This window comes from Methanofollis sp. UBA420 (assembly GCF_002498315.1).
In the GTDB taxonomy this organism is placed as follows: Archaea; Halobacteriota; Methanomicrobia; order Methanomicrobiales; family Methanofollaceae; genus Methanofollis.
The window spans coordinates 311893-327901 of sequence record NZ_DAGX01000007.1; the positions used below are offsets into that span (position 1 = coordinate 311893).

Annotated in this window: 21 protein-coding genes; 15 read left to right on the top strand and 6 right to left on the bottom strand. The window is 59.0% G+C overall.

Annotated elements, in window-relative coordinates:
• Positions 1–5 precede the first annotated feature (5 nt).
• From BP869_RS11650 to cmk, 12 genes are read left to right on the top strand one after another with little or no spacing between them, the layout of a single operon-like run.
• The gene (locus tag BP869_RS11650) at positions 6–398 is read left to right on the top strand and encodes a 30S ribosomal protein S8 (protein WP_067048239.1); all 393 of its coding nucleotides are present in this window, start codon (positions 6–8) and stop codon (positions 396–398) included.
• 9 nt (positions 399–407) lie between these two features.
• Entirely contained in the window at positions 408–932 is a 525-nt protein-coding gene (locus tag BP869_RS11655; protein ID WP_067048243.1) for a 50S ribosomal protein L6, read from the top strand.
• Positions 932–1372 carry a 50S ribosomal protein L32e gene (locus tag BP869_RS11660; protein WP_342679848.1) on the top strand — a complete coding sequence of 147 codons (441 nt, stop codon included), beginning with the start codon at positions 932–934 and terminating at the stop codon, positions 1370–1372. The genes BP869_RS11655 and BP869_RS11660 overlap by 1 nt, the downstream gene beginning before the upstream one ends.
• Complete coding sequence (locus BP869_RS11665; RefSeq protein ID WP_300164638.1) at positions 1369–1821, top strand: 50S ribosomal protein L19e; 453 nt, start codon at positions 1369–1371, stop codon at positions 1819–1821. The genes BP869_RS11660 and BP869_RS11665 overlap by 4 nt, the downstream gene beginning before the upstream one ends.
• A 1-nt stretch (position 1822) precedes the next feature.
• On the top strand, positions 1823–2350 hold the full coding sequence (locus tag BP869_RS11670; RefSeq protein WP_342679849.1) for a 50S ribosomal protein L18: 528 nt from the start codon (positions 1823–1825) through the stop codon (positions 2348–2350).
• Position 2351: 1 nt separating this feature from the next.
• Positions 2352–2969 carry a 30S ribosomal protein S5 gene (locus BP869_RS11675; RefSeq protein WP_300164631.1) on the top strand — a complete coding sequence of 206 codons (618 nt, stop codon included), beginning with the start codon at positions 2352–2354 and terminating at the stop codon, positions 2967–2969.
• The gene (locus tag BP869_RS11680; RefSeq protein ID WP_067048256.1) at positions 2969–3430 is read left to right on the top strand and encodes a 50S ribosomal protein L30; all 462 of its coding nucleotides are present in this window, start codon (positions 2969–2971) and stop codon (positions 3428–3430) included. Before BP869_RS11675 ends, BP869_RS11680 begins: the two co-directional genes overlap by 1 nt.
• Before the next feature lie 5 nt (positions 3431–3435).
• Positions 3436–3861, top strand: a complete 426-nt coding sequence (locus tag BP869_RS11685; protein ID WP_067052896.1) for an uL15m family ribosomal protein — start codon at positions 3436–3438, stop codon at positions 3859–3861.
• A gap of 23 nt (positions 3862–3884) precedes the next feature.
• Positions 3885–5318: a preprotein translocase subunit SecY gene (gene secY, locus BP869_RS11690; RefSeq protein WP_342679853.1), complete on the top strand. Its 1434-nt coding sequence runs from the start codon at positions 3885–3887 to the stop codon at positions 5316–5318.
• The gene (locus BP869_RS11695; protein WP_342679855.1) at positions 5319–5891 is read left to right on the top strand and encodes an adenylate kinase; all 573 of its coding nucleotides are present in this window, start codon (positions 5319–5321) and stop codon (positions 5889–5891) included.
• A gap of 2 nt (positions 5892–5893) precedes the next feature.
• Entirely contained in the window at positions 5894–6487 is a 594-nt protein-coding gene (locus BP869_RS11700; protein ID WP_342679857.1) for a DUF106 domain-containing protein, read from the top strand.
• A complete protein-coding gene (gene cmk / locus BP869_RS11705) occupies positions 6488–7015 on the top strand; it encodes a (d)CMP kinase (RefSeq protein ID WP_342679859.1) in 528 nt (175 codons plus the stop codon).
• Between the two features lie 846 nt (positions 7016–7861).
• Here the strand turns inward: cmk and BP869_RS11710 are convergent.
• On the bottom strand, positions 7862–8098 hold the full coding sequence (locus BP869_RS11710) for a hypothetical protein (protein WP_342679861.1): 237 nt from the start codon (positions 8096–8098) through the stop codon (positions 7862–7864).
• A 259-nt stretch (positions 8099–8357) separates the two neighbouring features.
• Here BP869_RS11710 and BP869_RS11715 point away from each other — a divergent pair, with 259 nt between their 5' ends.
• Positions 8358–9284 carry an AEC family transporter gene (locus BP869_RS11715; protein ID WP_342679863.1) on the top strand — a complete coding sequence of 309 codons (927 nt, stop codon included), beginning with the start codon at positions 8358–8360 and terminating at the stop codon, positions 9282–9284.
• Here BP869_RS11715 and BP869_RS11720 read toward each other — a convergent pair.
• Entirely contained in the window at positions 9213–9482 is a 270-nt protein-coding gene (locus BP869_RS11720) for a YwbE family protein (RefSeq protein WP_394339042.1), read from the bottom strand. The two genes, BP869_RS11715 and BP869_RS11720, sit on opposite strands and share 72 nt — an antisense overlap.
• Before the next feature lie 71 nt (positions 9483–9553).
• On the opposite strand from BP869_RS11720, the gene BP869_RS11725 reads away from it, so the two are divergent.
• Positions 9554–9973, top strand: a complete 420-nt coding sequence (locus BP869_RS11725) for a hypothetical protein (protein ID WP_342679867.1) — start codon at positions 9554–9556, stop codon at positions 9971–9973.
• A 192-nt stretch (positions 9974–10165) separates the two neighbouring features.
• Here BP869_RS11725 and ftsA read toward each other — a convergent pair whose 3' ends face one another.
• On the bottom strand, positions 10166–11515 hold the full coding sequence (gene ftsA, locus BP869_RS11730) for a coenzyme F390 synthetase (protein WP_342679869.1): 1350 nt from the start codon (positions 11513–11515) through the stop codon (positions 10166–10168).
• A 462-nt stretch (positions 11516–11977) separates the two neighbouring features.
• Positions 11978–12337, bottom strand: a complete 360-nt coding sequence (locus BP869_RS11735) for an NUDIX domain-containing protein (RefSeq protein ID WP_342679872.1) — start codon at positions 12335–12337, stop codon at positions 11978–11980.
• Positions 12338–12413: 76 nt separating this feature from the next.
• Between BP869_RS11735 and BP869_RS11740 the strand changes: the two genes are divergently transcribed.
• Positions 12414–13010: a phosphoribosylanthranilate isomerase gene (locus BP869_RS11740; protein WP_342679873.1), complete on the top strand. Its 597-nt coding sequence runs from the start codon at positions 12414–12416 to the stop codon at positions 13008–13010.
• Here the strand turns inward: BP869_RS11740 and BP869_RS11745 are convergent.
• Together BP869_RS11745 and BP869_RS11750 are read right to left on the bottom strand one after the other, a co-directional pair.
• Positions 12949–13929: a flavodoxin domain-containing protein gene (locus tag BP869_RS11745; RefSeq protein WP_342679875.1), complete on the bottom strand. Its 981-nt coding sequence runs from the start codon at positions 13927–13929 to the stop codon at positions 12949–12951. The genes BP869_RS11740 and BP869_RS11745 overlap by 62 nt on opposite strands.
• Positions 13930–14190: 261 nt before the next feature.
• Entirely contained in the window at positions 14191–16008 is a 1818-nt protein-coding gene (locus tag BP869_RS11750) for a DUF2207 domain-containing protein (protein ID WP_342679877.1), read from the bottom strand.
• Between the last annotated feature and the right edge of the window lies 1 nt (position 16009).

Consider the following 16009-nt stretch of genomic DNA (forward strand, 5'->3'; position numbering starts at 1 on the left):
AAAAAATGGCACGATTGAATTCGATAGCAGATACGATGAGCGCCATCAAGAACGCCAGTGACGGCGGCAAGTCCTCAGTCATCGTCGAGCCCGCAAGCAAACTCGTCGGTGCCATGCTCGGGATCATGCAGGAATCCGGCTACATCGGCGAGTTCGAGTACGTCGAGGACGGCCGCGGCGGCCAGTTCAGGATCGGACTGGTCGGCAGGATCAACAAGTGTGGTGCGGTCACCCCCCGCTTCTCCACGGCCCTTGAGGAAATGGAAAAGTGGGAAAACCGGTATCTCCCGGCAAAGGGCTTTGGCATCCTGATCATGTCGACCTCGCAGGGCGTCATGTCACACGAGCAGGCCCGTCGCGCCGGTATCGGCGGTGAACTTCTGGGGTTCGTGTACTGAGGGATGACAATGGTTGTTGAGAGAAGAGTAACAATCCCGGACGGGGTTACGGCAACGCTTGCCGGGACCATCTTCACCGTGAAGGGTGCGAAGGGCGAGCTTGTGCGCGACCTCCGCTATCCGGGTGTCACCGTCGTCATCGAGGACGGCGAGGTTGTCATCACCACCGAATCGAGCCGGAAGCGGATCATTGCCATGGTCGGGACCCACGCAGCACATGTCCAGAACATGTTTGAAGGGGTCATCAACGGCTATGAGTACAGGATGAAAGTGGTCTACGCCCACTTCCCTATCCAGATCAAGCTCAAGGGCGATATCGTCGAGGTCAACAACTTCCTTGGCGAAAAGCAGGCGAGATATGCAAAGATCCTCCCGGGCGTGTCTGTCAAGGTCGGAAACGACGAACTGACCCTCACCGGGATCGACAAGGACGTCGTCGGATCGACTGCAGCGATGATCGAGCGGGCGACCAAGGTCCGCAACCGTGACTCGCGGGTCTTCCAGGACGGAATATACATTGTGCAGAAGGCGTGATGGAGATGGTGGACGATAAGAATCGGCTAATTCGCGTTCGCTCCCAGAGAAAGGGGTGTACGTTCCAGCGCCAGTGCCTTCACGCTAAAGCGAAGCTGAAGGACTCCTGGAGGAGACCCCGCGGCCTCACCAGCAAGCAGCGGAGGCAGTATAAGGCGAAGGGCGCACAGCCCCAGGCGGGTTACAACGCACCGCTCGCCGTGCGGTATATGCACCCGAGCGGCTACTATGAAGTGCTCGCCTACACCCCTGCCGACCTTGAGGGTGTCGAACCCGAATTCGAGGCAGTGAGGATCGCTGGCAGTGTCGGAATGAAGAAGCGCGCAGCTATCCAGCAGAAGGCCATGGAAGCCGGGATCAAGGTTCTTAATGCGAAGGATCTGACCCCGGTGGCGGCAGAAGCGGATGCAGGTGAAGAGGAGGAGGCGAAGGCAGAATGAGCGACCTTTCGACGCAGAAGCGGATCGCCGCCGCTGTCCTGAAGTGCGGTGTTAACCGTGTCTGGTTCGACCCGGCCCGTCTCACCGACATCGAAGGTGCGATCTCCCGCGAGGAGATCAGAAAACTCGCTGAAGAAGGCGTTGTCAAGGCGGCAACCGTCAAGGGCAACAGCCGCGGTCGTGTCCGTGCACGGACGGCAAACCGTTCGTACGGTCACCAGAAGGGCTACGGCAACCGGAAGGGCACGGCAGGCGCACGCACACCCTCCAAGAGACAGTGGATCCAGAGAATTCGGGCGATCAGGTCGTCGCTCCGCGAGATGCGGGAAGACGGCACTGTTGACCGCCACACCTACCGGAGACTGTACCGGCGGGCAGCAGGCGGCCAGTTCAGGAGCCGGGCGCACCTGAAGACCCATGTTGAAATGATGAAAGGGAGGATAGAATAAAATGGCGACCGGAGCACGATACTTTGTTCCGTTCCGAAGGAGAAAGGAGGGCCGGACCGACTACTACGCTCGGCTGAAACTCCTCCTCTCCGACACCCCCCGTATGGTCGTCCGCAAGACCAACCGCCAGGTCATCATTCAGCTCGTCGTTCCTGAAGTTGAGGGTGACCGGACGCTTGTGTCGGCATACTCGAAGGAACTTGTCGAACTGGGGTACCAGGGCTCGACTTCGAGCACCCCGGCGGCATACCTGACCGGGATGCTCTTTGCGAGGAAGGCTCTTGCAGCCGGATACGACGAGGCAGTCCTGGATATCGGGCTTGCACGGGCACAGAAGGGGGCCCGTGTCTTTGCCGCACTGAAGGGTGCGGTCGAGGCCGGACTTGAGGTGCCGCACGGTGAGACGATTCTCCCCGACGACGAGCGGACCAGCGGTGCGGTCATCGCAGAATACGCTCCTGAAAAGTCCGGGAATCTTGTAGAGAATGTTGAAGAAGTGGCGAAGGCCATCATGAAGGAGCTGGAGTGACATGGCGTACGAAGAGGCACCCTGGGTTCCGTTGACCGGCCTCGGCCAGGCGGTCGCCGCCGGCGAGATCGCAAGCATCGACGAGGTGCTTGAGAGTGGCAAGCCCATCCGCGAGCACCAGATCGTGGACACGTTCCTGCCTGATCTTGAGGACGAGGTCATCGACATTTCCATGGTTCAGAGGATGACCGACTCAGGGCGGCGTGTCAAGTTCAGGGCCGTGGTCATCGTCGGGAACCACAACGGATACATCGGCTTCGGGCAGGCAAAGGATGCCCAGGTCGGCAATGCGATCCGGAAGGCAATTGATAACGCAAAGACCAATATCATCAAGGTCCGCCGCGGGTGCGGGAGCTGGGAGTGCGGCTGCAACACCGCCCACTCCATCCCGATGCAGGTTCATGGTAAGGCGGGCAGTGTCCGCGTTACCCTGATGCCGGCACCGCAGGGTATCGGCCTTGTGACCGGTGAAGTCGGCAAGAAGGTTCTCGGCCTTGCAGGCGTGAAGGATGTCTGGGCGTCCACGAGCGGCAACACCCGGACGACCATTAACTATGCAAAGGCGACCTTCCACGCGCTGAAAGCCACCACCATGATCAGGTCCGGAGGTTCGGAGTAATGTTTGCAGTTGTGCAGGTCCGCGGCGTGGTCAACACCCGTTGGGATATCAAGGACACTCTTAAGATGCTCCGTCTCCACCACATCAACCACTGTGTCTTCGTCCCTGACACCCCGGCATACCTCGGTATGATCCGGAAAGTCAAGGACTATGTCGCATATGGCGAGGTGGACGGGAAGACCGTTTCAACGGTTCTCTCGACCCGCGGACGCCTGACCGGGAACGTGAAGCTCACCGACGAGTATGTCAGGGAGCACTCGACGTTTGCCGGTATCGAAGATTTCGCGGCTGCTCTCTGCCGGGGCGAGGCAACGGTGCAGGACATTCCGGAGTTGAAGCCGGTCCTCCGTCTCCACCCCCCCAGAAAGGGTTTCAAGACGATCAAGCGCACCTTCCAGCAGGGCGGTGCGCTCGGAAACTACGGTGAGGAGATCAACGACCTCCTCTACAGGATGAGGTGAATGCGATGCCCACGAACACACGCTCAAAGTTCCGCGGGTCCAGGACCTGCGGCGGCGGCACGCACAAGAACCGCCGTGGTGCAGGTAACCGCGGTGGCAGGGGTCGGGCAGGACACAGGGACCACCGCTGGAGCCACTTCCTCCTTGCGGGTCAGGTTCACAACGGCAAGAACGGCTTTGTGAACCAGATCCGGGAGAATGTCGAGGTGCTGGACATCGGGGAGATCGACCAGGTGGCCGAGTTCCTTGTCCAGGCCGGCATTGCCGAGCAGGAGGGCGATCTTATTGCGATCGACCTCTGTGACATCGGTGTCGAGAAGGTGCTCGGCGGCGGACAGGTTACCCATGCCCTGAAACTGACGGCACTGGCGTTTTCCGCACAGGCAAGAGAAAAGATTGAGGCGGCTGGCGGTCAGGCTCTGACCGAGTGAGCCCCTCATTTTTTGGTGGAACCATGGGGAATCTGCTGGATAGAATGGAGCCTTTGCTCGCGGCAATGCCTGCGGTGAAGTCTCCTGAGGGTCATGTCCACTTCAAGAACAAGTTGTTGTGGACTGTTGCGATCTTGCTGCTGTACTTTTTCCTGACAAACATACCTGTCTTCGGCCTCGACCCCAGTTCGCAGGATGCATTCCTGTACTTCCGGGCTCTTCTTGCCGGTGAAAGCGGGTCCATTGTGCACCTTGGTATCGGGCCGATCGTCACGGCGTCCATCGTGCTCCAGCTGCTCAAGGGTGCCGACCTGATCCCGATCGATACCTCGGAGACACGCGGACAGGTCATGTACATGGGGCTTCAGAAGCTGCTCATCCTTGTCATGATCGTCCTTGAGGCTGCGCCGAACCTCTTTGGCGGGTTTATGCGCCCGGACCTTGAGATAGCGCAGGCGCTCTTCGGAGGGAGCGCGTTTGCGGTCTCGCTCCTGATATTCCTCCAGATCTGTCTGGGCGGTGTCCTGATCTTCCTCATGGATGAGGTGGTCACGAAGTGGGGCCTTGGTTCGGGTGTCGGTCTCTTCATCGTCGCCGGGATCTCACAGAGCCTGATCAACGGTTTCCTCAACTGGGAAGCGGTTGCTGACCCCTATCCGGTAGGTTTCTTCCCCAGGCTCTTTGCTATCGGCCTTTCAGGCGGGAATTATCTCCAGTACTTCGGGACTGACATGCTCGCCTTCGTGACGACGATTGCAATCTTCCTCATCGTCGTCTATGTGGAGTCGACGAGGATCGAGATCCCTCTCGCTCATGCACGTGTCAGGGGCGCTCGCGCCCGTTTCCCGGTGAAGCTCATCTATGCAAGTGTCCTGCCGATGATCCTGGTCCGTGTGCTCCAGGCGAACGTCCAGATGTTCGGAATGTTCCTCTCCAATATCGGGATCACGATCTTCGGGACGTTTGACGGCCAGACACCGGTGAGCGGGTTGATGTACTTCCTTGCCCCGGTGAATGGTCCGCAGGACTGGATGTGGTGGGTGCACGACCTCGGTCATGCCCCCTGGGAGGTGCTCCTCCGTCTCGGGATCGATACGACGTTTATGATCGTCGGCGGTGCTATCTTCGCCCTGTTCTGGGTCAAGACGGCCGGTCTCGACTCGAGCCGTGTTGCACGGCAGATCCAGATGTCGGGTATGCAGATTCCGGGCTACCGCCGGAACACTCAGGTGCTGGAGCGGTACCTTGACCGGTACATTCCGCGCGTGACGGTCATCGGCGGTGTGCTGGTCGGCCTTCTGAGTGTATTTGCAAACCTCTTTGGTGTGATAGGCGCAGTTACTGGTACAGGGCTGCTGCTGACGGTGAGCATCACGTACCGCCTCTATGAGGAGGTGGCAAGTGAACAGATCATGGAGATGTATCCGTTCATGCGCCAGTTCTTTGGGAGAGAGTAAATGTCCGGAAAGAGAGTTGTGATTACCGGGGTTCCCGGCGTCGGGAAGACCACGGTTATCGAAGCGTCAATGAAGCGCCTTGCAGAGGAGAACATCCCCTACAAGGCTGTCAATTTTGGCAGCTGCATGTTTGATACGGCGAAGGCCGAGGGTTTTGTCGAGGACCGCGACCAGATGCGGACCCTTGACAAGGACATCCAGAAAAAACTGCAGAAACTTGCCGCACAGCGTATCGGTGCGATGGAAGGGAATATTATCGTTGATACCCATGCCTCGGTGAAGACCCCGGCCGGATATCTTCCGGGCCTGCCCGAGTGGGTGCTCACCGAGCTCCACCCCGACACCATCGTGCTCGTCGAGACCGACGAGGACCAGATCCTGTTGCGGAGGATAGGCGACGAGAGTCGCAAGCGTGATGCTGAGGGTAGTCGGTCTATCGTCGAGCACCAGCAGATGAACCGCGCCTTCGCTGCGGCATATGCAATGATGACCGGGTGCACGGTCCAGATCGTGAGGAACGAGAACTTCCTTCTCGACCACGCCATCGACGCGATGGTTACTGTTCTGAGGTGACAATGGCGCTCAAGGATCATGGCGGCACGATTGCAATCCTGTTCACCTTCCTGCTGATGCTCTCCTATGGCATCCCTGAGGTGCGGGACGGTGTGGGCGGGGCGATGGACCTGATATTCGGGCCTCTTGTGGAAACTATCCCGTTCTTTGTGCTGATTATGATCCTTTCCGCGATCACGGCCCTGTATTCGTCGCTGATCCAGAAATATACGATCGATTACGAGAAGATGCAGCGTGTCCAGGAGACGATGCGGGAGTTCCAGAAGGATTTCCGGGAGGCTCAACTGGGTGGGGATGAGAAGAAGCTGAAGAAACTGGAGGCGAAGAGGGACCGGATGATGCAGGACCAGATGGAGATCTCGAAGCAGCAGTTCCAGCCGATGGCCTATATTCTCCTCCTGTCGGTGCCGATCTTCTTCTGGCTCCTGTACCGTATCCCCCATATTTCCCAGACGATGGTGCTTCCTTTTGTCGGGATGCTCACTTTCCAGGATATTCTTCTCTGGTTCATCCCTCTCTGGATGCTGTGGTATATGATCTGCTCCCTGACGATCAGCCAGGTGATCCGGAAAGCGCTCAATATCGGAGGGCTCTAAATGCGCATGACAATCAGCGGGCCGCCGGGGAGCGGCACGACGTCCCTTGCAAAATATCTTGCACAAAAACATGAATTACGGGTAATTTCGGCCGGGGAGATGTTCCGGTCTCTTGCGAAGGAACGGGAGATGTCCCTTGCCGATTTCGGAAAACTTGCGGAGTCTGACGCTGCCGTAGACAAACTTATTGATGCACGCCAGAAGGAGACTGCAGAAGGCGAGGACAACATCATCGCTGAGGGGAGGTTGTCCGGCTGGATGGTCTCGAATGCGGATCTCCGTATCTGGCTGAGCGCTTCGCTGGACTGTCGGACGAAGAGGATATCGTCCCGGGACAGCGAGGACGAGACACATGCCCGGGAGCATACTGAGGAAAGGCAGGAATGCGAACGGAAGCGATATCTGGGCTATTATAATATAGATATCAATGATCTGTCGGTATATGATATTGTGCTCAGTTCTGAGCGCTGGGATGTCGAGGGTCTTGGTGCGATCGTCGACGCGGCGATCGCCACTCTCCGTTCCTGAACTTTTTGTGTGCGTCCTGTCTGAGGGGGCAGGACTGTAACACGGTTTTTTTTCTGCCCGGTTGGTTTTTTCTGGTTGTGCCCTTTATTTTCTGTCTCGCTCCTCACCACCGAGAGTGTGGTTGTCTGGGAAAATCCTGATCTGGGCCTTTTCAGGGAGGGTGCCGCCCTTCGCTCTCGAAAGTCCAAGGCTTTTTCATGCTCGCTTCGCTCGCACCCCCCAGAGGATAGGGGGTGAAAGGCAGAACGCTTCTGATTACCGGGTTTATCCTTCCCCAGCCCAATCTTGAGTTTGGGGTCCGGGGGAACGAGCGTCAGCGAGTTCGAGAAAATCTTTGATTTTCGAGTGACGACCGGAGTGAGTCGAGAAGACCATCAGGTCTTCGAGGTAGTCCCCCGGTGACCTGTATGGAGAAGGCGGTGGGTTGGTGCTTCTTTCCGGGGGCTGCCCTTGAAAACCTGCGGTCCGTGGCACATCAAAGATATGCACGCACAGGAAAATCTTCGGTATCCTGTGTTCTCAAGTTCGCTGACGCTTGCACCCTGCCATTAGGATCGGTGGTGGGCTGGCAATTTCCTTCTTGTCAGTTAGTATCCATCCCCTGAAACAATCCTGAGAGGGTAAATACACAGAGTCAAAGATTCGCTGAGAGGGAAAATGCAAGACATTTTCCCCGCACACCTTCCTTGAAACAGAGGGGTATCCCTCTACGGGTGTGCCGTGAAAAAAGCGTCAGGATACTGGATGTGCCCGTCGCCCATGAAGGGCGCGGGCAAGAGGTGAGTCAGAGTGTGGAGAGGTGTCTCCCTCTCCGGGGGTGTATGGGTCTGTGTGGGGTAATTTTTTTTATCTGGCCCGGACCGGGGTGCCGATCACGGAACGGATCTGTTCGCGCAGGAGCGGGTGGACCATGGGTGCGCCGGCAAGGTCTTCCAGGGCCCTGAACGCTTCGGTGTTTCCGTTCTGTGCCATCCCGGTGAGGAGGTCGACAGCGTCGCGCTGGACCTCGTTCACCATTGGTTCGTTACTGTCCTTGATGGAGAGATAAAGTTGGAGGATGGTTTCATCGTCATAATGGTGCATAGCAATCACCAGAGATCTGTCAACGTCAGTGCATATATAATCTGTTGCAGTTAATCTCTTCAATTGAACCTTCCCTGTGGGCGCAAATGGTATATGGGAACAGAAAAAATAGTTATGGACACTGCACCACGGTATGCCTCGCCCTCATTCTTCTTTTTCCTGATCATCTGGAAGAACCATGAGGGCAGGTATCCCGGAATACGCTGTCTATGTCGGGCGCATCTGATAATGATGGCTCCCGGTGGCAGAGAGGCGAATAATGGACTTTGTTAGTGTCTTCAATCAGATTGTAATCCTTTTCCTTCTCATCCTGACCGGATATGCGGCCCGGAGAATGGGTGTGTTCGACGACCATACGACGAGCGGGGCATGCAGTTTCCTCGTCCGGGTCGCCCTTCCGGCCCTGATAATCTCATCGATGATGGTGCCCTTCAGTGCTGACCTTCTCTCGGCCTGCGAGGGGATGCTCCTGATCTCGGTGGTCTTCTATGCGATCTCCCTGGTCGTCGCCTGGTACCTCCCCAAAATGCTCGGGTCTTCTGAGGAAGAAAAGGGAGTTTATGGCTTTCTGCTGATGTTCTCGAACACGGCGTTCATGGGTTTCCCTGTCATCGATGCTATCTTCGGAAAAGATGCGCTCTTTTACACGGCGATCTTCAACCTTCCCTTCAACCTGCTGGTCTTCTCGATCGGGATCCTCATGCTCACTCGATACAAGAACGGTGCCGGTGCCAGGTTCGACCCGAAGATCCTCCTGAACCCGGGTATTATCGCCGTCTTTATAGGCTTCCTCTTCTTCCTGCTCTCGGTGAAACTGCCGGTGCCGGTTGAGGGGGCGATCTCGGCCCTCGGGTCCCTGACGACTCCTCTCTCGATGATCGTCATCGGTGCGATGCTCGCGAGGATCGCACCGTCCGAGATCTTTGCAGGGTGGCGGGTCTATGTGGTCACGGCGGCCCGCCTCCTCCTCCTCCCCCTCATCGTGTGGGCGGTGCTCTCGCCCTTCATCTCCGACCCCTATCTGCTGGGGGTGCCGGTGATCATGGCAGCGATGCCGGCGGCCGCGAATGCGGCTATTCTTGCCGAGGAGTACGAGGCGAACACACGTCTTGCGTCACAGGGGGTCTTTATCTCGACCCTCTTCTGTACCCTGACCATACCCTGCATTGCCGTGCTGGTCGTCTGAGGGTCCAGAGATAATCTCCTGGACCCTCCCTACCTTCCCGTCCTTCAGCCGCACCTTGATCCCGTGGGGGTGAAAGGCCGAGTTGGTGAGGATCTCCGCAACGATGCCGCGGGTCCTCTTTCCTGTCCTCTGGTCCGCTTTGAGGACGATATCAACGAGGATTCCGGGGCGTATATCTTTTCTGTGTTGTCCGTTCATGGGAGTACTCAGATTCATTGAATAACGCTTTTAATGTTGTCAGGGGAATAGGTACTGAGAGTGGATTTATAATGGGTGCATGTAAAGAGGCTGTTTATAATACTGTTGAGCGCGACCTCAAGAAAGTGTACAGAGCCGAAGAGGGCTGGCGCCTTGAGCGCTGCGCCGGGGTTGGCGATGCTCCCGCGTATATGCTGGTCCAGAGGCGGCCCGGGAAAATGGAGCGGATTCTGGTAAGTGTCAGGATCGCATCGACGGTCGGCGCTGCTGAGTTCGGCCGCGTCAGGGCGATGGCGGCGCGCAGTGCGGAGCAGGGGATGCCGGTGAGCAAGGCGGTTCTTGTCGTCCCGCAGAACATCGCGGCCCCTGCAGACACCGGGAGCGTCGAACTCTTCTATCTCAACTCCTACGCTGTCAGGAACGGCGCGGTGATCTGGTCGAGGAGCAACCTCTGGACATCTGAGGGCAAGCCGGTCCTTGAAAAAGCGTGATTCTCTTACAATCCCTTTTTCGGGATGAACAATTCTTTTCTCCCCTTAAAAAAAGGGGAGTTTCAGTGCCAGAAACTGAGCCTGAAGTTGATGCTGCCCTATGGTGCGCCTCAAACTCCGGCAATTATCCCGTCGTCGCCCCGCCTATTAAATCTATCTCTTTAACTTTGTGAGCGAGTCAACAAGCTTCTTTCATCGCCTGTCCACGAGTCTCTTCGGCCGCCCTTTCACTGCGGCGAGTTCCAGGCCGCCGGGCGGGGTGAAGTTGAAGATGACCCTGAACCTCTCCTCCTCATAGGCTTCCCGCAGGTCGGGTCTGTCCGAGAAGAGTGCGGCGATAAAGGCCTGTTCTATTTTTTTCCGGTCTGCATGGGCGGGGTCGTCGCACTCCATGCTCACCCTGAGGACTGTCTCGTCCTCGTCGCCGTACACGAAGGCCTCGTACTCCCCGGTGATGCTGTTCAGGTTGTCAGGCTGAAAGACGGCGCGCTCGATTTCGATCCTGTTGACCGCGCAGCCCTGGATGACCACGGTTTCGGCCTCGCGCCAGGGGGGCAGGACCTTCAGGTGTGTCCTGCCGCACGCGCACCTCTCCCTGGTGACAACCCTGCTCCAATCTTCGGTGTCGTAATTGAGGAGGAGGGTGCCGGCCTTCCCGCCGGGCGGGAGGAGGGTGGTCAGGACAAGCCGCCCGTCCTCGCCGTCCTTCACGAAACGGCCCATCGCCGGGTCGTAGAGGTCGACATGGACGAGGTCTTCGGGGCAGTGAAGGCCCTGCTTCACGCTGCACTCGCCGCACATCGTCCCTTCGGTCGAGCCGTAGGTGTTGTAGGCCTCAGAGCCCCAGACCTTCTCCAGGTAGACCCGAGACTCCTCTGCAAAGCCCTCCCCGCCGATGATGAGGCGGCGCACTCCCGACTCCGCGGGGTCGATGCCGTCCGCCCTGAGTCTCCGCGCGAGCCTGAGAAGTTTGAAGACGCTCCCGACGATGACCGTCGGCCGGTAGTGCCGGATCACCCTGACAGGGAAGGTGCACTTCCCCTCGGGGACGACAGAGAGGCCCACCAGGTGTGCGGCGAGGGTCATCGTGTTCGCCCCGATGTTCATGCCATAGGACGCGCAGACGACGAGGCGGTCGCCGGGGACAAGCCCCTCCATCGTGAAGGCGCGGGCGTACTTCTCGGCGTAGCGTTCCCAGTCTTCCCAGGTGAGAAAGAAGGACTTGGGGATGCCGCTCGTGCCGGTCGTCTCGTGGACGGTGAAGACGTCCTTATTCTTGACGGAGAGGAAGGCGAAGTCGGGCGTGGTCGGCGGCTGGTTCTCCCGGATGGTGTTGCCCCCGACGATCGGGAGTTCGAGAAGGTCTTCGTGGGAGGTGACGGACGCCGGGTCGATCCGGTGTTCGGCGAACCACCTCCTGTAGAAGGGGGAGTGTTCCGCGGCGTAGCGCACGGTGTACTTCACCCTCTCGTCGATGAGGGCGTCGAGGTCGCCGCGCTCCATCGTCTCGATCTTCTCGTTCCAGTACAGCTCCGGGGCCATGTGCTGGAGGAGGTGTGGGGGATTATATTTGTTCGGTTATGGAGAATCACTTCTGGAGGGGAAGCGGGGATCCCCTGCCTTCCCCGCAATCGAGACCCGGGGAATAACGCCGAACATCAGAGATTCACGGGAAATGCAAAGCATTTCCCTGTCAAGAAAATCTTCGATTTTCTGTGTTCTTGTGCTCACCCCGTTCGCAGCCACTGGATCCCCGAAATTAGGATATGCCCCGGGAAGAGCGAGCAGGATATCCCGAAAAGGGGATCCCGTCCCTATCCTGAGCGGGGACGACCGAAGGGAGTCGAGAAGACCGGAGGTCTTCGAGGTAGTCCCCCGGCACTAGAGACACCCCCGGGGGATCAGGGGATGCATCGACCCGAGCAGGATGGTTTTCCATGAAAAACATTTCATGTGGTATGCCCGAGGCATGCTCTCGAATCGCACCCGATTATACAAAGCAATTCATTCCTTCATCCGAAGGTATCTGTCGATGATTGCCCGGGTGTTCCTGGAGACATTGATGTGACTCCCCGGTTGGTACCATCCAATCTTTTTGATCTCATTGCACGGTCGCGGCGTCCCTTTCACCTTCATCCCAAAGACTTTTGCTTTGAGATGGGTGAAGAGATATCTTACTTCGATGGGATAGAGTCCTGTTTCCTCCTTTAACTCCCTGATCGCAGCTATGATCTGGAGTTCATCCTCTCTTGCACCTCCGCCAGGGAGGAGATAGACCCCTCCGTCACCATGAGTAACAACGAGGATCCCTCTTCGATTCTCGATGATTGCCGTCCCCCTCCGCCGGTCGTATGCGCCTGCCATCGAAGAAGGGTTATGGCCTCATCGATGCAAAGAGGTTCTGATAGAGATGCATGACCTGAGGCGAAACCAACCTTACGTGAGAGTGAAGATCTGCGGGGTGACGCGCGTGGAGGACGCCCTCGTGGCCGAAGAGGCGGGTGCCGATGCCGTTGGCGTGGTGATGTACTCCGACTCGCCCCGTTCCATCGGCCCGGAGAAGGCGGAGGAGATCTTCGCCGCGCTCGGCCCCTTTACGGCGCGGGTGGTGGTGACCCACACGACGTCTCCGGCCGACCTCGACCGGGTGCTTGCCCTCCACCCGACGGCCGTGCAGGTCTCCTATCCCCATGAGGTGCCGCCGGCTGCGGGTGCACGGGTGATCAGGGTGGTCGAAGGCGTCCCCCTCCCGCCCCGTGCCGATGCCTATATCGTGGACAGGAGTTGCGGGACAGGCAGGCCCTTCGACGCGTCGGCGGTGCGTGCGGTCATGCGGGCGAGCAATGTGCCGGTGGTCCTCGCGGGAGGGCTCGGTCCCCGGAATGTCAGGGCCGCGGTGGAGGCCCTCCGCCCCTATGCCGTGGACGTCTGTTCTGGGGTGGAGCAGGAACCGGGCGTAAAGGATCCTGCCCTGATCAGGGCATTTGTGGCAGCGGCACGCGGCTTTTCGCCTGAGGAAAACGGTAGACCTGCCTGATCGCGCACCCTTCTTTTTTGAATACGGCATTGAGGTACTCGGCCTTGAGGGGCGTGATCCTGATGACGTTCATCTCGATTGTGAGGCCTGCAAGCCTCTCCATGTCGATGCCCCTGAGAGTGAGGGCCTCCCTGTGACCCGGGCTCTCCGGCCTGAGGACATCGGCCCGGCCCATGAGTTGGAGCCCCCTGATCTCCTCCGGTGAGGTATCGTCATTGTAGATGGCGAGGGCGGCCGCGGGGTTCTGGATGAGGTGGGCGAACTTCTCCCCCCCTTCGCTGTAGATGTAGACCATGCCGTTGGCATAGAGATAGTCGATAGGTGTCGCCCTCACCCGGTCCCCGTGGCCGGTCGCGAGGACACCGGTCCGGTGGGCCCGGAGGAAGGTCTCGATCCCGGCGAGGAGTTCCTCCTCAGGCACCCGGCCCTCCAGGCACTCGTTCTTCTCCCGCAGGGCCAGGGCAAAGGCGGCGACCGCCCCCATGTCTGTGAGGTCGCGGTCTTCGAGGACGAATCCGGTCTTCCGGGCATAGAGGGTGAGGGCGGTCAGGTCGTCCCTGTCGAGTCGTGCGGTATCGAGACGGCCGCCGAAGGCGACGGCAGGCACCTCCCTCCCGAGATGGTCCCTGAGCTCGGCAAGGTAGGCCCGGCCCTTCGGGATGTTCAGGCAGGTGCAGAAGAGGGCGACCGGCTTTTTCTTCAGCCAGCCTGCATTGGTCTCGACAAAGCGCCGGATCGAGGGGGCGATGTCGCCGTTGTAGATGGGCGTGCCGATCACGAAGAGGTCGAAGGACATGAGGTCGCCCGTGAATTCATCGGGCCTGCAGGTCCGTGCCGGCCCGAGGACAAGTGCGATCGCCCCGGCAATCTCCTTTGTCGCCCCGTACTTGCTCTCGTAGATGACACATGTCCGCTGCATGTGCTCCCCTCTGGCATGCATACTATTAAATATCTGGTGATCGGGGCCGGACCCCGGACAGAGACCCGGGTGAATCCGCCGTTATTTCTCTCTCGGCTCTCCGTAATGATACGTTCTCGGGTCAGGGAAGAACGAAAACGGCTTCTGAAGAGGGTGATTGCCCTCCCTCCCCCTATCCGAATGAGGGGTTCGTCAAGAATACATAAGGTTCAGAGTTGAAAATTCTCAGAGTCAAAAAAAGATAGTGTGGCCGTCGGGATTTTATCTCCCGCCGACGCCACCTCCGCCGAAACCTCCGCCTCCGCCAAAGCCGCCTCCACCGCCGAAACCGCCTCCGCCACCGCCGCTTGACGGCGGGGAGAAGGCGACGATCGGAATGAAGGCAAGGTGCATATTGGAATAGAGGGGCATGCCCGCCTCTTCAAAGCTGATGTTCAGGCCCTTCATCGCCTCCTCGACCTTGTCGCCGACGCCGAGGGCGGTGCCGTAGACCAGCCACTCGCCCCACATCGAGACGTCTTCAGGGGTGTACTTCCTGATCTGCGCGAGGTCGGAGAGGAAATGGGCGAAGGCGTCCCACTCCAGTTTTTCCTTGTAGTGGTCGTCCTTCCAGTGACCGAAGAGAGTGGAGGGGAAGACGAGGGCGATGATCACCTGGACGACGGCCGCCACCGCGAGGAGGATCGCAGGGATGGCGATGTACTCCGTCGCCGGAGCGAGGACGATGATCAGGATACCAAGGCCGAGGACGAGAAGGCCGGGGAAGAGGAGCGGGGCGACAAAGCCCCGGCCGTCCACCGCATATTTCCCGGAGAGCGAGGTGTCCACGCTGCTCTGGAGGGCCTTCAGGCTGCTCTGGAACTGGGTAAGCGTCGTCTCCACCGTCCTGTCGTGTGCGGCCCTTGCCGAGAGGGCTTCGAGAGTGGCGCTGTCGAAGGTCCCGCCTTTCGTGAGGTTGGAAAGATAGGTGAGCACTCTCTGCTCGTACCTGTCGTCCGAACTTGTCCTGTTGACGGTGATCAGCACGCCCTTCCCGTCTGTTTTCTCCTTGACCGTCACCGCGCCCTTCCTGTGGAGGTCGAGCACGGTCGCATAGAAACCGTTCTCGTCGAACTCGTTCACGTCGCCCTTGAAGAGGAGGTTTACCTGCCAGGGCTTGAGGGAGGTGTTCGGCGTGACACTGAGGTACTCGGGGACAGTGTAGCCGTTCTCCTGGCCGTACCGGCGGTACAGCCAGAAGAAGACGAGGGGGAGCGCGAGGACCAGCAGGACGGCAAGGGTGTGCAGCCCTGACGCCGCCTGGTACGGGAGGTTGTACCAGAACGCGCCGGACTCGGTCTGTCCCCTGACATCGTCCACCTGCCGCGGGAAGCCGTCGATCCGATCCTTCGCACCGGCAGGCAGGAGGAGTTCCACCGCGACGGGGTCGTTCCCTGCGGCTGTCCCTGTGATCGTCACGGTGTTGCCGTCCTGCTCCACCGCGAGGCCTGGAGGATAGGCGTACACGGCCTCGATCCCCTGCCAGTCAGGGAGGGTGATCGAGAGGTGGCGGTACGGGATGTGCTCTCTCACGAGTTTGATGTTCATGTGGGTGGCGGTGCTGTCGTACTCGACCGGCGGCCTGACCTGAAAGGTGTATTCGACGGTGTACGTCCCTGCGTCGAAGTACCCGGGGTTATAGATGCCGACCTCGTTCGGGTTTGCCGCGTTCCTGATGAACTCCTTCTCAGACTCCGATGCACCCGGGGTTACGGTGATCCCGCCTGATTTGTCCTTCGCGTAGCCGATGACCCCCGCGGGTACGTCCATGCCGACGTACCTGATGTGCGGCATAGATCCGTCATAGAAGAGGAGGGGGTCGTCGAAGTACCGGAAGAGCATTCTGTACTCTCCGTCCGCACTCACCTCGTAGGTGTATCTCTCTATCAGGGTACCATTCTCGAAGAGGGTCGCCTGGTAGTCGTCGACGACGAGGTCGCCTTTGAGGAGAGAGGGCAGGACGACTGCGGCACCGGCGGCGAGAACACCAACAAAAAGGGTGATGAGGACGAGGGCAGCGATCTGCCTGTTTTCACTCAAC